Genomic DNA, 13,895 nt, shown 5'->3' with positions numbered 1-13,895 from the left:
GTCGGGGTGTGACCAAGCCTGTGCAGCCGGACGACTCCTACCTCCGCGCCGTTTCCGCCGCCACCGAGCGGGCAGTGGCCGCCGCCGAGCCGATCCGCTCCGACCACGCCGGGGCCGACGAGGCGCTGCGCGCCGAGGTCGAGCAGTGGGTGGACGGCCACGCCGACGACCTGGTCGCGCTCAGCCGCGACCTGCACGCCCACCCGGAGGAGGCGTTCGCCGAGCACCGGTCCGCGGCGCAGGCCGCGGAGCTGCTCCGCCGCCACGGGCACGAGGTCGAGGTGGGCGTCGGCGGGCTGAGCACCGCGCTGCGCGCGTCGGCGGGCACCGGCGGTCCGCACGTCGCGGTGCTGGCGGAGTACGACGCGCTGCCGGGCGTCGGGCACGGGTGCGGACACAACGTCATCTGCTCGGCGGCGGTCGGCGGGTTCCTCGCCGCCGCCTCGGCGGTGACCGCGACCGGGGGCCGGGTGAGCCTGCTCGGCACCCCGGCCGAGGAGGGCGGTGGCGGCAAGGAGCACCTGGCCCGGGCGGGGCTGTTCGACGACGTCGACGCCGTGGTGATGCTGCACCCGTTCTCGCACGACATCGCCACCCATCCGTTCCTGGGGCGGCGGCAGCTGGAGGTGGTGTTCCACGGCGTGGCCGCGCACGCCGCCGCGCAGCCGTTCATGGGCCGCAACGCGCTCGACGCGGTGGTGGCGACCTACCAGGGCGTCGCGGCGATGCGCCAGCACATGCCGTCCACGGACCGGGTGCACGGGATCATCACCGACGGCGGCAAGCGGCCCAACGTGGTGCCCGACCGCGCCGCCGCGCTGTTCTACGTGCGCTCCGCCGAACCCGGCTCGCTGCGCGACCTGGCGTCCCGGATCGAGGGCATCGCGCACGGCGCGGCGTCGATGACCGGCTGCGGGGTGGAGCTGAACTGGGACACCAACCCGGCCTACCTGCCGATCCGGCACAACGACGCGCTGGCCGCCCGCTGGGCCGAGCACCAGGCCCGCCGCGGCCGGACGTCGCTGCCGCGCGGCGTGGTCCCGGAGTACCTGACCGGTTCGACGGACCTCGGCAACATCAGCTACCGCGTCCCGGCGATCCACCCGATGATCGGCCTCGGCGACCCGAACCTCTCGCTGCACACCGAGGACTTCGCCGCTGCGGCGGGCGGTCCGGCGGGGGACCGGGCGGTCCTCGACGGCGCCACCGGCCTGGCACTGACCACAGTGGACTACCTGGTCGACGGCGCGCTGCGCGCAGCGGTGCACGCCGAGTTCGAGGCCGCGGGCGGCCCGCTCGACGTGCCCACCTACTTCGACTGACGGACCCCGCACGTCGCCGACGCGACCGCACCGGTCGCGTCGGCGACGCCGCGGTCACTGGTCGCGGAGGAAGGCCTCCACGGTGTCCTTCGTGACGACCTGGACCGGGATGTTGGTCGGCGCACCCGGACCGAGGTCGTGGGCGCGGGCAGCGCGCACCGCCTGCTCCACCGCCGCCTTGCCCAGCAGTTTCGGCTGCTGCGCGACGTCGGCGCTCTCGGTGCCGGCCTGGACCGCGGCCAGGCCCTCCGGGGTCCCGTCGAAGCCGACGACCTCGACGTCCGTGCCCGCGCGAGCGCCCAGGGCCTTGATCGCGCCCAGCGCCATCTCGTCGTTGGCCGCGAAGACGCCGCGGATCTCCGGATGCGCCTGGGCGATGTTCTGCATGACGTCCAGAGCCTTGGTGCGGTCGAAGTCAGCCGGTTGCGAGGCCACCACCTGGATACCCGGGTGGTTGCGGATCTCCTCGGTGAAGCCCTGGCCGCGCTCCCGCGCCGCCGACGTGCCCGGCTGGCCCTCCAGCACCGCGACCGGCCCGGAGCCCACCAGCTGCGCCAGCTGCTGCGCGGCCAGCCGACCACCGGCGACGTTGTCGGAGGCCACGGTCGTGACCACGGTGCCGTCGCTGGGCGCGCGGTCCACGCCGATCACCGGGATCTTGGCAGCGTTCGCCGCCTTCACCGAGGGCACCACCGCATCGGAGTCCACCGGGTTGACCACGATCGCGTCCACGTTCTGCGCGATGGCGTTCTGCACCGCGTTCGCCTGCTGCGAGGCGTCCTCGGAGGCGTCGGTGACCCGCAGCTCGACGCCGAGCCGGTCGGCCTCCGCCTGCGCGCCCTCGCGCAGGTCGACGAAGAACGGGTTGTTCAACGTGGAAACCGACAGCGCGACCCGCAGCCGCCCGTCGTCGGCGGCGTTCTGCCGCTGGTAGACCGCCCAGCCCGCGGCCACCACCAGCAGCGCGGTCACGGCTGCCGTCGCGCGGCGCACCGCCGGGGTGCGCAGCAGGCCCGGACCGCGTCGGCCGCTGCGGCGGCGCTGGCGCGCGGTGTCGAACAGCACCGCCGCGGCGATCACCGCACCGATGACGACCTGCTGCCAGAACGCCGAGACGTCCAGCAGGTTCAACCCGTTGCGCAGCACCGCGAGGATCAGCGCGCCGACGAAGGTGCCCAGCGCGGAACCGACACCACCGGCCAAGCTCGCGCCACCGATCACCACCGCGGCGATCGCGTCCAGCTCGTAACCGGTGCCCGCCTCCGGCTGCGCCGAAGCCAGCCGCGCCGCGAGCAGAATGCCCGCCACCGCGGCGAACAGGCCGGACAGCGCGTAGATCAGCAGCCGCTGGCGGGTGACCTTGATGCCGGACAGCCGGGCCGCCTCGGCGTTGCCGCCGATCGCGTACATCGCGCGCCCGGCGTAGGTGCGCCGCAGCACGAAAGCCGTCACCAGGCCGATCGCCAGCATCACCAGCACCGGGTAGGGCAGCACCCCGAAGAGCTCGCCGCTGCCGACCTCGGTCAGCCAGCCCGCCACGCCGATCGGGCGGCCGTCGGAGATGACCAGTGCCAACCCGCGCGCCACGCTGAGCATCGCCAGCGTCGCGATGAACGGCGGCACCCGCCCGGCGGTGATCAGCACGCCGCTGGCCAGACCGGCCAGCGCGCCCGCGGCCAGGCCGACCGGGACGGCCAGCCACAGCGGGAGACCGGCCGAGCTCACCGCCCACCCGGCGACGATCCCGGCCAGCCCGGCGACGCTGCCCACCGACAGGTCGATGCCGCCGCTGACGATCACGAACGTCATGCCGAACGCCAGCACCGCCACCACCGACGCCTGCACGCCCACGTTGAGCAGGTTGTTCGGGGTCAGGAAGTCCGGTGACAACAGCGCCAGCAGAACCACCAGCACGACCAGCCCGCCCAGCGGCCCGCCCGCGCGGCCCAGCGCGGCCCGCCAGCGCGGGGTGGTGCCGACCTCGTTGTCAGGCATCGGTTCCTCCTCCGGTCTGCTCCGCCGAGACGGCGAGCGCCAGCACGCGCTCCTGGGTCGCCTCGGCGCCGTCCAGCTCGCCGCGCAGCCGTCCGTCGGCCAGCACCAGGACCCGGTCGCTGAGGCCGAGCAACTCGGGCAGGTCGCTGGAGACGACGAGCACCGTGGTGCCCGCGCGGGCGAGTTCGTTGATGAGTTCGTAGATCTCGGCGCGGGCGCCGACGTCGATGCCGCGGGTCGGCTCGTCGAGGATCAGCACCCGCGGGTTGGCCAGCAGCCACTTGCCGATCACGATCTTCTGCTGGTTGCCGCCCGAGAGGGTCAACGCGGGCTGGTCCAACCCAGCAGTGCGGATGCGCAGCCGCTGCACCGACTCGGCGGCTTCGCGCCGCTGCCCGGCCAGGTCGACCAGACCGGCCTTGGTGCGGTCGGGAAGCGTTGCCAGGCCGAGGTTCTCGGCCACCGACGCGCCCAGCACCAGGCCCTGCCCGGCGCGGTCCTCGGGGACCAGCGCGAGCCCGGCGGCGCGGGCCGCGGCGATGTCACCGGGCGGGACCGGCCGCCCGCCGACGAGCACCTCGCCCTCGTCGTAGCGGTCAGCGCCGAACAGCGCGCGCACCAGCTCGGTGCGCCCCGCGCCGACCAGGCCACCGATGCCGACCACCTCACCGGCCCGCGCGGTGAAGCTGATGTCGGCCAGCACGCCGTGGCTGGTCAGGCCGCGGACCTCCAGCTGCACGTCGCCGATCTCGGCCTCGCGCGGCGGGTACTGCTGGTCGACGGTGCGGCCGACCATGAGCCGGACCAGCTCGTCCTGGTCGGTGTCGGCGGGCACCTCGGCCACCTTGGCGCCGTCGCGCAGCACGCTGACCCGGTCGCCGATCTCGGCGACCTCGTCGAGCAGGTGCGAGATGAACACCACGCCGACGCCCTGCGCGGTCAGGTCCCGGACGATGCAGAACAGCCGGTCCACCTCGGCGCGGCTGAGCACCGCGGTCGGTTCGTCCATGATCAGGAACCGGGTGTCCAGGCTGAGCGCCTTGGCGATCTCCACCAGCTGCCGGTGCGCGACGCCGAGCTCGCCGACCACGGCGTCGACGTCGAGGTCCAGGCCCATCCGGTCGATCAGCGCAGCGGCCTGGCGGCGCATCGCGCGGCGGTCGATGACCCCGAAGCGGCGCGGCGGTCGGCCCAGGTACATGTTCTCGGCCACGGTCAGCTGCGGGACCAGCGCCATCTCCTGGTGGATGGTGGCGATGCCCAGCGCCTCGGCGTCCTCGGGGCCGTGGAAGCGGACCGGGCGACCGTCCACCCGGACCTCGCCGGTGTCCGGCCGGTGCGCACCGGCGATCATCTTGATCAGCGTGCTCTTGCCGGCGCCGTTCTCGCCGAGCAGCACGTGGACCTCGCCCGGGCGCAGGTCGAAGTCCACCGCGTCCAGGGCGCGCACACCGGGGTAGGTCTTGGAGACCCCGATCAGTTCCAGGTGCCCGTCGTCGGCCATCACCACCAGCTCCACTCGTCGTTGAGCGCGGAAACTGTAATCGGTTTCCGTAGCTGGGTCACCATGAATCATGGAATGTCAGCTGTCAAGCTGCGCAACGGGTACGAAACCGATTACACTCCAACGCGGTCGCGGCGCGCCGGTGCGCCCGACCAAGCGGAGGAGGTGGCGTGGGCGTCACGATCCACGACGTGGCGGCGCGGGCCGGGGTCTCGGTGGCCACCGCGTCCCGCGCGCTGTCCGGTCAGCGCGGGGTGCGGGCGGCCAACCGCGACAAGGTGCTCGCGGCGGCGCGCGAACTCGACTACGAGCCCAACGTCGTGGCGGCCTCGCTGCGCAGCCGCACCACGCACACCATCGGCATGGTGGTGCCCCGCATCGCCAACCCGTTCTTCGCCACGCTCGTCGAGTCGATCGAGAAGCGGCTGCACGACGGCCAGCGCAGCCTGCTGCTGGCCAACTCGCACTACGACCCGGACGTCGAGCAGCGCCAGGTCCGCGCCCTGCTGGACCGCCGCGTCGACGCGCTGATCATGATCCCGTGCCACCGCGAGCACAGCGGCGCGGCCCTGGCCACGGCGGCGGCCCGGGTTCCGGTGCTGCAGCTCGACCTGCGGGTGGACGGCTTCGCGGGCAGCTGGGTCGGCGTGGACCACGAGGCCGGGATCTGGCAGGTGGTGCGGCACCTGACCGAGCGCGGCGCCCGGAGCCTGGTGTTCGTGGGCGCGGAACCGACCGACTCCGCCGCCCAGGCCAGGCTCGACGGCTACCGGCGCGCGGTCGGCGACGGCGACGACGTGCTGCTGGGCGACTTCAGCAAGGAGTGGGGCCAGCAGGCGGCGAAGCTCCTGCTGCGGCGCGGCCCGCTGCCCGACGGCATCGTCTGCGGCAACGACACGATCGCCCTCGGAGTGCTCGGCGAACTGGCGGGCAACCAGGTCCGCGTCCCCGACGACGTCCGTGTCGCGGGCTTCGACGACATCCCCTACGCGGAACTGGCCCAACCACCCCTGACCACGGTCCGCCAACCCCAGCACCACATAGCGGACGAAGCCCTCCGCGTCCTGGGAGCCCACCTCTCCGGCGAAGACCGAACCCCCCGAGGAACAGCCCTGACCCCCACCCTCACGATCAGGTCCTCGACCTGACCACCGCACACCACCAGCGGTCACACCGGAACCGACCCGCCACCGCCGAGTCCCGCCGACCCCGAGGGAACCCTCGTGGCTGGCCAGGAAAGAAGTACCAGGCGTGGTCCTACGCCCCCGCGCGAACCACAGTTTCAGTTGAAACTGTAAACCCTCCGGCGCCCAGCGTCGGTCCCCGACGTGCCGACGAGGGGCGTGGTCGGGCATCGGGTGCCTCGGCTCGGTCGGTGTCCGTGGGGACCACAGTTTCAATTGAAACTGTGGTTGATCGGTGTGTCGGGTCCCGACATGCCGAGGGGTGTCGGTCCTGGTTCGGTGCGATTTCGGTGGGAGTTGGTTGTCTGATCTCCATTGGAGTTGCGCAGGCGCGGGGGCGGGGACCCGGGGGAATCGGTGTTCTCGGGGGTGGTCGGGGGTCGGCTAGGGTGGTCGCGGCCTGTACCCGGAACCCCTGGTGTCTGCTTTGGACGAATTAGTGCGGGAGTGGACCGCGCAGCTGCTCGACTCCGGCAACGTCGCCGCGCTGGTCGTCGGCTTGGTCGCCCTGGTCCTGGTGCTCAACAGCACCACCTGGCTGCCGCTGCGCAACGTGGTGACCATCGCGCACGAGGGCGGGCACGCGGTCGTCGCACTGCTCAGCGGGCGCAAGCTCAACGGCATCCGGCTGCACTCCGACACCTCCGGGCTCACCGTGTCGACCGGCAAGGCGACCGGTCCGGGCATGGTCTGCACGCTGCTCGCCGGGTATCCGGCGGTGTCGTTGCTCGGCCTCGGCGGGGCGTGGCTGGTCACCGTCGACCTGGCGCACGTGATGCTGTGGGGTTGCGTGGCGCTGCTGGCGGCCATGCTGCTCGCGGTCCGCAACGCCTACGGCGTGCTGTCGATCCTGGTGACCGGGGGTGCGGCGTTCGCGGTGTCGTGGTTCGCCACCCCGGCCTGGCAGGCGCTGTGCGGGGCCTTGCTGAGCTGGTTCCTGCTCTTCGGCGGGCTGCGGCCGATCACCGAGCTGCGCCGCAAGCGGTCGCGGGGCAGGGCACCGAACTCCGACGCCGACCAGCTCGCGCGTCTGACCGGCGCCCCGGCCGGGGTGTGGCTGACGTGCTGGTTCCTGATCGGTGTGGTCGCGCTGGTCCTCGGCGCCCGCTGGCTCCTGCTGATGCCCCAGCTCTGAGCGCCGCGGTGTGAGGACGGGCTCCTTGCCGGTGGGGGCGTTTTCTAGGAACATCGCGACGTGACGAGTGCTTCCAACGCCCTGGGTGGCGTGTTCCAGTTGACCGCGGACCGGCAGGTCGGCCGGGTCGGGTTCGGTGCGATGCAGTTGGCCGGGCCCGGGGTGCTCGGTCCGCCCGCCGATCGCGACCAGGCTGTCCGGGTGCTGCGGCGCGCCGTGGAACTGGGCATCGACCACATCGACACCAGCGACTTCTACGGCCCGTGGGTGGTCAACGAGCTGATCGCGGAGGCGCTGCGGCCCTACCGCGACGACCTCGTGCTGGCCACCAAGATCGGCGCCTACCGCGACCACGAGGGTGCGTGGCTGCCGCTGAACCACCCGGACGCACTGCGCGCCCAGGTGCACGACAACCTGCGCCGGCTGCACCTGGAGGCGCTGGACCTGGTCTACCTGCGGCACACGGTGGATCGCGGGATCCCGCTGGCCGACCAGCTCGGCGCGCTGACCGAGCTGCGCGAGCAGGGCCTGGTGCGCGCCATCGGACTGTCCAATGTGTCCGCTGAGCAGTACCAGGAGGCGCAGCGGCACGCCGAGATCGCTGCGGTGCAGAACCTCTACAACGTGGTCAACCGCACCTCGGCGGACCTGCTGGCCAAGACCGCTGCGGCGGGCGCGGCGTTCGTCCCGTTCTTCCCGTTGGGCTCCGGTTTCGCGGACAGCCGGGCGCGGGAGGACGACGTGCTGCGCGGCATCGCGGAGCGCCACGGCGCGACCCAGGCGCAGGTCTCCCTGGCCTGGCTGCTGCGCCGCTCGGACAACATCCTGCTGATCCCGGGCACCTCCTCGGTGGCGCACCTGGAGGAGAACACCGCGGCGGTCGGCATCGAGCTCTCCGACGCCGACATCGACGCGCTCAGCGGGCTGGTCGCCGAGGGCGAAACCCTCGAAGAAGCCCACTAGTCCCAGAGTCAGCACCGTTCGCGGGCGAGCTGCGGGGACGCGTCCCGGGCTCGCCCGCGGAAGGTCGCGCGGTAGCCGGTGGGGGTGGTGCCGACCCGGCTCGCGAAGTGGCGGCGCAGGGTCGCCGCGGAGCCGAACCCGCAGCGCTCGGCGACGTCCTCGACCGGCAGGTCAGTGGTCTCCAGCAGCTCCTGGGCGCGGTGCACCCGCGCCAGGAGCAGCCACCGCAGCGGTGTCGTGCCGGTCTGCTCCCGGAAGCGCCGGTTCAGGGTGCGCACGCTCATGCTCGCCCGCCGGGCGACCGCGGTCAGCGGCAGGCCCCGGTGCAGGTTGGCGCGCATCCAGCCCATCGTGGGTTGGAGGCTGCCGGTGGGCTGCTCGTAGGAGATGAACTGCGCCTGCCCGCCGTCGCGGAAGGCGGGCATCACGAGCAGCCGCGCGGCGCGGGAGGCCAGGGCCGAGCCGTGGTCCCGGCGGATCAGGTGCAGGCACAGGTCCACCCCGGCGCAGACCCCGGCCGAGGTGAGCACCTGCCCGTTGTCGACGAACAGCACTGACGGGTCGACCTCGACGCGCGGGTAGGTCTCGGCCAGCTCCCGCGCGGCGTTCCAGTGCGTCGTCGCCCGCATGCCGTCCAGCAGCCCGGCTGCGGCGAGCACGAACGCCCCGGTGCAGATCGAGGCGATGCGGGTGCCGCGCGCCGCCGCGTCGGCCAGCAGCTCCAGCACCTCGGGTGCCACCGGCCGGGACCAGTGCTGCACCCCGGGCACCAGGATCGTGTCGGCTGCGGCCAGGTCGTCGAGCCCGAAGGGGGCGGTCAGCCGGAAGCACCCGGTGTCCGCCGCGGTCACCTGCGCGTCCGGCACGCCGCAGACCCGCACCTCGTAGGGGCTTGCCCCACCGGGCGGCCGGGCCGCGGCGAAGGCCTGGCACACGGTGGTCAGGTCGAAGCCCACCACCCCGTCGACGGCCACCACACCCACCACGTGCATGGCCAGAAGCGTACGGAGAACGGCATCCGCGCCGCTGTCGCGCTGCGCCGGGGGAGATCAAGATCAACCGCATGGACAGGCGATCACTCCTCAGCGCCGGTGCGGCCGTTGCCGCGGCCGGTGTTCTCAGCACCCCCTCCGCGCAGGCCGAACCGGTGCGGCGCAACCCCTTCCGCGTCCACCTGCTGGTTTTCGACGGCGCCGACGACCTGGACTTCATCGCGCCCAACGAGGTCTTCCAGCACGCCGCGCACACCGGGGAGCGCATCGAGACCACACTGGTGACCGGCGCTGGGCCCGGCACCGTGACCTCCGCGTTCGGCACCCGCTTCGAGGCCGCGGGGTGGGCACCGCACGAGGCCGACCTCATCGTGGTGGCCGGTGGCGGCAACGGGTCCGAGGACGCTCCCGGCGTGGACCGGGAGATCGAGCGCGGTCACCTCCCGGCGGTGCTGCGCGCGGCCCAGCGGCCGGGACTGGTGCTCGCCGCGGTGTGCACCGGGGCGCTGCTGCTCGCCGCGGCCGGGATCACTCGTGGTCGGCCGTGCACCACCCACCACCTCGCCCAGGACGACCTCGCCCGGGCGGGCGGCCGGATCGTGCCCGGGCGGGTGGTGGACGACGGCGACCTGGTGACCTCCGGCGGCGTCACCTCCGGCCTGGACCTGGCGCTGTGGCTGGTGGAGCGGAACTTCGGCGCGCGGACGGCGTTGCGGGTGGAATCGGTGCTGGAGTACGAGCGCCGCGGCACCGTGTGGCGCGACGGCCGCTGATCGGCGGTGAGGTGGCGGTCGCCCCGCCACCTCACTTCGGCACGGACGGGTGGTGAGGTGCACGAACGGGGCTCTCCACCGATACGGAAGTCGCAACAGCATTACGCCTTGCGGGGTGGGGTGGTGTCACCCAGTAGTCTGGTCGACACGCAACGGTGCTAATGCGAGGCAGACGTGACCGAACCAGTCAAATGGGTCCCAGACGACGTCGACGAAGAAGTGCCCAGCGCGGCCCGGCTCTACGACTACCTGCTCGGCGGGGCGCACAACTTCGCCGCGGACCGGGCGCTGGCCGAGAAGTTCCTCAGCGCGCTGCCCAGCGCCCGCGACGTGGCCCGGCTCAACCGGGCCTTCCTGCGCCGCGCCGTGGTCCACATGGGGCAGCGGGGTGTCCGGCAGTTCCTCGACGTGGGCTCGGGCATCCCGACAGTTGGCAACGTGCACGAGATCGCGCAGAGCGCTGACCCGGAAGCGCGCGTGGTCTACGTGGACTACGAGTCGGTGGCCGTGGCGCACAGCCAGCTGCTGCTGGAGGGCAACGACCGGGCCACCATCCTGCAGGCCGATCTGGCCGACCCGGCTTCGATACTGCAGCACCCGGAGACCCGGCGGCTGCTGGACTTCGACCAGCCGATCGGGCTGATCATGGCCGGGGTGTTCCACTTCGTGCCGCACGAGGCCGACGCGCCGGGGATCATCGCCCACTACCGCGACGCGCTGGCCCCCGGTAGCTTCTTGGCGTTGTCGCACTTCACCGCCGACATCAGCCCGGACGAGATGGCTGGCGTGGTCGAGGTGATGCGGCGCAGCTCCGACCCGATCCACACCCGCACGCACGCCGAGATCACCGAGCTGTTCACCGGCTTCGAACTGGTGGAGCCGGGCGTGGTGGGCACGGCCCTGTGGCGACCGGACCGGCCGGAGCAGGCGGCGGACGAGCCCGGTGGCTCGCAGATCTACGCGGGGGTGGGGCTCAAGCCATGAGGCGGTCGCGGGGGGCGCGAGCCGGTTCGACGATGATGGGGAAAGGTGCAGCTGGGGCGGACGCCCGACGAACGTTGTTGGACGGTTGAGATGAGCGAGGGAGCGGCGGGCGATCCGCCGAACGCGCTGGTTCCCCAGCGGCGTGACGTCGACTGGCGGACCGAGGTGGCCCGCCAGTGGGCCGCGCAGCTGAGCACGGCCTCCTACATCCCGCTGGCCCGCGCGACCGTCGAGCAGACCCTCGCGGAACTGGTCGACCGCGTCGTCACCGCGCTGGACGAGCCGTCCACCCTGGACGAGATCGGACGGGAGGTCGGTACCCGGTTGGTGGAGATGCACGCCACCGGCGAGACGAGCTTGCCGCTGAGCCTGGACCTGCTGCGCGACGCGCTGGTGCAGCGGTTCGGCCACGACGAGGTGCACCGGATGCTGGCCCTGGTCGCGGCGATCGCCGCTGGTTACGCGGCCGCCGACCGGGAGAGCACCTTCGTGCAGCAGGAGACCCTGAAGAAGGCGTTGCTGCGCTCGAAGTTGAAGGCCGACCGCGAGCTGGCGGCCAGCGAGGCGCGGTTCGGCGAGGTGTTCACCACGACGCCGATCGGGGTCGCGATCAGTGACCTGCAGGGCAACTTCGTGCAGGTCAACCCGGCGTGGGAGCACACCCTGGGCTACCAGGAGCAGGCCCTGACGTCGATGACGATCCACGACCTGTTCCACCCGGAGGACGCCGAGTACCTGTCCGCCGCCTACCGCGAGCTGGCCGAGGGCGGCGGCGCCAAGCGCCTCAGCGACCGCAAGCGCCTGCTGCGCGCCAACGGCGAGGAAGCGTGGGCGTACCTGGCGGTTTCGGTGCTGCGCGGTTCGGATGGCGCGCCGCTGCACTTCGTGACGATGGTCGAGGACATCACCGAACTGCACATGCTGCAGGCCCGGTTCCGGTACCAGGCGCTGCACGACGTGCTGACCGGGCTGCCCAACCGGCAGTACTTCTTCACCCGGCTGGAGACCGCGCTGGCCAACTTCCCGCGCGACTCCCGGATGACGCTCTACCACCTGGGCCTGGACGGCTTCGAGCTGATCAACGACGGGCTCGGCTACGAGGTCGGCGACCTGGTGATCAAGACGGTGGCGCGGCGGCTGGAGCAGCTGGTCGAGGACGAGGAGGCGCTGGTCGCACGCTTCGGCGGCACCGAGTTCGCCATCGTGGTGTGGGAGCAGGAGAAGACGCCGGCGGTGCCCGATGTGGTGCGGCTGATCAACGAGCTGCTCGCCGAACCGGTCTACGTTGGGGAGCAGGGCATCGCGGCCTCGGCGAGCGTCGGCGTGGTGCGGCGGCGGGTGGCCGACGCGGAGGCGTCGAACATGCTGTGGGCCGCGGACGTCGCGCTGCGCCGCGCGGAGGCGGCGGGCAAGCGGCAGTGGGCGCTGTTCGACCCGGACCGGGCGCCAGAGGAGCGGGTGGAGTCCAAGCTGGCCGCGGTGATGCCGGGCGGGCTGGAGCAGGGCGAGTTCGACGTGGTCTACCGCCCGCTGGTGCGCCTGGACGGCAGCGGCCTGATCGCGCTGGAGGCCGGACTCCGCTGGGACACCAGCGAGAACGGCACGTTGGAGCACGACGAGTGCCTGCGCTTGGCGGAGCGCTCCGGCGTGACGCTGTCGCTGCGGGACTGGATGGTGGAGCAGGCCTGGGAGCAGCTGCGCGAGTGGCACGCCGACGGCCACCAGGTGCAGTTGAACCTGGCGCTGAGCCCGAACCAGGGCCAGGACCCGGACCTGGCGGCGGTGATCCACCAAGCCCTGGACGCGGGTGACGTCGACCCGGGCTGGCTGCGGCTGTGCCTGCCGATGGTCGCGATCAGCGGTGACAACGAGGAAACCCGGGAGAACTTCCGCTTCCTGCACAGCAGGGGGATCAAGACGTCCCTGCACGGTTTCCAGGGCTCCCCGGAGGAACTGCGCCTGCTGCGCGAACTGCCGGTGCACGCGGTCCGGCTGGCCGACGAGCTGGTCTCGATAGTGCACAACGCGGAGTCGCAGGACCAACCGGAGGTGCGCGCGATCTGCGGCCTGGTCCCCCTGATCCAGGCCTGCGGAACGGAGCTCTGGGTGGCCGGGGTCGAGAACGACGACCAAGCGCAGACCTGGCGGCGGATCGGCTGCGAGGTGGCCTCGGGTCCCCACTTCGGCGACCCCCTCTGCTCCTTCGACGTCGCCGACTACCTCCACAACCAGAACTGACGGTCGTCCCCGCCTCCACCGGCGGGGACACCAACCAGTCCGTCCCACGGGCTCCCAACGCCGTCCAGATCAACCGCCGAACCGTCCGACCTGCCCGCGACGAGCCCTCCTCGCGACCGGCCGTGCCCCAACCACCACTCCGGTCCTGCTACCGACGTGCGGCGGCGCACTGCTGCAGAGGCAGGAATCCGCAGCCCGCTCACCTCACTGACCAGAGCTGGTCCATTGCGGACGATCGTCGAGGACCCACCACAGCCGGTGTGCGAGGTCTACCTGTGGGATCGCCCCTGCCGATCCTTCCGCCGAGAGGGCGGGCCCGCCTTCCCCCAAACCGGACGCTTGCGGGTCTCCACCGACGTGTCCACCGGCTGGGGAGCGTTGAACCACTTCCACCGCGGTGCCCGGGACGGCTTGGCGGATTCGCTCAACCCCGAAGCTGGTGGGAGCACGCCAGTGTTGCCGTTCGACACCGACGGTATCGACTTTTCCCGCTCGGCGTCGCTGCCGTTGGCCACCGTGCGCGAGGCCGTCGCTGAGTATTGCCGCACCGGGGCGAGGCCGACGTGCGTGCAGTGCCAAGAGGGCTACTGGTACTGATCATCGACCTCGGCGTCTTCCCACGCGCGCTGAAGGTGCAGCTGATCGCCGTGGTTGCCCACGGAGCCAAGGTACCCGCAGCAGGGGGCGGGGGTCGTGAGTGCGAAACGGGGTTGGAACACTGTTACGCACTCACGACCCCCTCACCAGGCGACGGGGAGCTCCTTCAACCCGTAGATCGCCTGGTGGGTGGCGAAGGCGACCGCCT

At 72.2% G+C, this 13,895-nt stretch carries 11 protein-coding genes; 8 read left to right on the top strand and 3 right to left on the bottom strand.

Annotation, left to right across the window (positions count from 1 at the left end; genetic code table 11):
- The first annotated feature begins 20 nt into the window (after positions 1–20).
- Positions 21–1,322, top strand: a complete 1,302-nt coding sequence (locus ABT324_RS30955; RefSeq protein WP_351184701.1) for a M20 family metallopeptidase — start codon at positions 21–23, stop codon at positions 1,320–1,322.
- 54 nt (positions 1,323–1,376) lie between these two features.
- On the opposite strand, the gene ABT324_RS30950 is transcribed toward ABT324_RS30955, so the two are convergent.
- Positions 1,377–3,317 (bottom strand): ABC transporter permease/substrate-binding protein, encoded by a 1,941-nt coding sequence (locus tag ABT324_RS30950; protein ID WP_351184665.1) that lies wholly within the window; start codon positions 3,315–3,317, stop codon positions 1,377–1,379.
- On the bottom strand, positions 3,310–4,821 hold the full coding sequence (locus tag ABT324_RS30945; protein WP_351184699.1) for a sugar ABC transporter ATP-binding protein: 1,512 nt from the start codon (positions 4,819–4,821) through the stop codon (positions 3,310–3,312). Before ABT324_RS30945 ends, ABT324_RS30950 begins: the two co-directional genes overlap by 8 nt.
- A 170-nt stretch (positions 4,822–4,991) precedes the next feature.
- On the opposite strand from ABT324_RS30945, the gene ABT324_RS30940 reads away from it, so the two are divergent.
- From ABT324_RS30940 to ABT324_RS30930, 3 genes are all read left to right on the top strand, one after another.
- On the top strand, positions 4,992–5,969 hold the full coding sequence (locus ABT324_RS30940) for a LacI family DNA-binding transcriptional regulator (protein WP_351184663.1): 978 nt from the start codon (positions 4,992–4,994) through the stop codon (positions 5,967–5,969).
- A gap of 463 nt (positions 5,970–6,432) precedes the next feature.
- Positions 6,433–7,140: a M50 family metallopeptidase gene (locus ABT324_RS30935; protein ID WP_502949825.1), complete on the top strand. Its 708-nt coding sequence runs from the start codon at positions 6,433–6,435 to the stop codon at positions 7,138–7,140.
- Positions 7,141–7,200: 60 nt separating this feature from the next.
- The gene (locus tag ABT324_RS30930; RefSeq protein WP_351184659.1) at positions 7,201–8,103 is read left to right on the top strand and encodes an oxidoreductase; all 903 of its coding nucleotides are present in this window, start codon (positions 7,201–7,203) and stop codon (positions 8,101–8,103) included.
- A gap of 8 nt (positions 8,104–8,111) precedes the next feature.
- Here the strand turns inward: ABT324_RS30930 and ABT324_RS30925 are convergent, their stop codons facing one another.
- Entirely contained in the window at positions 8,112–9,095 is a 984-nt protein-coding gene (locus ABT324_RS30925; protein WP_351184657.1) for a GlxA family transcriptional regulator, read from the bottom strand.
- A 71-nt stretch (positions 9,096–9,166) separates the two neighbouring features.
- Here ABT324_RS30925 and ABT324_RS30920 point away from each other — a divergent pair, with 71 nt between their 5' ends.
- The 4 genes from ABT324_RS30920 to ABT324_RS30905 all read left to right on the top strand — a co-directional run bounded on the left by ABT324_RS30920 (position 9,167) and on the right by ABT324_RS30905 (position 13,687).
- On the top strand, positions 9,167–9,868 hold the full coding sequence (locus tag ABT324_RS30920; protein WP_351184655.1) for a DJ-1/PfpI family protein: 702 nt from the start codon (positions 9,167–9,169) through the stop codon (positions 9,866–9,868).
- Between the two features lie 174 nt (positions 9,869–10,042).
- Positions 10,043–10,852 (top strand): SAM-dependent methyltransferase, encoded by an 810-nt coding sequence (locus tag ABT324_RS30915; protein WP_351184653.1) that lies wholly within the window; start codon positions 10,043–10,045, stop codon positions 10,850–10,852.
- Positions 10,853–10,942: 90 nt separating this feature from the next.
- The gene (locus ABT324_RS30910) at positions 10,943–13,090 is read left to right on the top strand and encodes a putative bifunctional diguanylate cyclase/phosphodiesterase (protein ID WP_351184651.1); all 2,148 of its coding nucleotides are present in this window, start codon (positions 10,943–10,945) and stop codon (positions 13,088–13,090) included.
- A 156-nt stretch (positions 13,091–13,246) separates the two neighbouring features.
- Positions 13,247–13,687, top strand: a complete 441-nt coding sequence (locus ABT324_RS30905; protein WP_351184649.1) for an Imm1 family immunity protein — start codon at positions 13,247–13,249, stop codon at positions 13,685–13,687.
- Positions 13,688–13,895: the final 208 nt, after the last annotated feature.

Source organism: Saccharopolyspora sp. NPDC000359, assembly GCF_040300525.1.
In the GTDB taxonomy this organism is placed as follows: domain Bacteria; phylum Actinomycetota; class Actinomycetes; order Mycobacteriales; family Pseudonocardiaceae; genus Saccharopolyspora.
This window is presented reverse-complemented; position numbering and strand designations above follow the sequence as displayed.

Bases quoted from the DNA above. Each gene is read 5' to 3' on its own strand.
- ABT324_RS30950 (WP_351184665.1), bottom strand. From the start codon at position 3,317: ATGCCTGACAACGAGGTCGGCACCACCCCGCGCTGGCGGGCCGCGCTG.
- ABT324_RS30945 (WP_351184699.1), bottom strand. From the start codon at position 4,821: ATGGCCGACGACGGGCACCTGGAACTGATCGGGGTCTCCAAGACCTAC.
- ABT324_RS30925 (WP_351184657.1), bottom strand. From the start codon at position 9,095: ATGCACGTGGTGGGTGTGGTGGCCGTCGACGGGGTGGTGGGCTTCGAC.
- ABT324_RS30920 (WP_351184655.1), top strand. From the start codon at position 9,167: ATGGACAGGCGATCACTCCTCAGCGCCGGTGCGGCCGTTGCCGCGGCC.
- ABT324_RS30910 (WP_351184651.1), top strand. From the start codon at position 10,943: ATGAGCGAGGGAGCGGCGGGCGATCCGCCGAACGCGCTGGTTCCCCAG.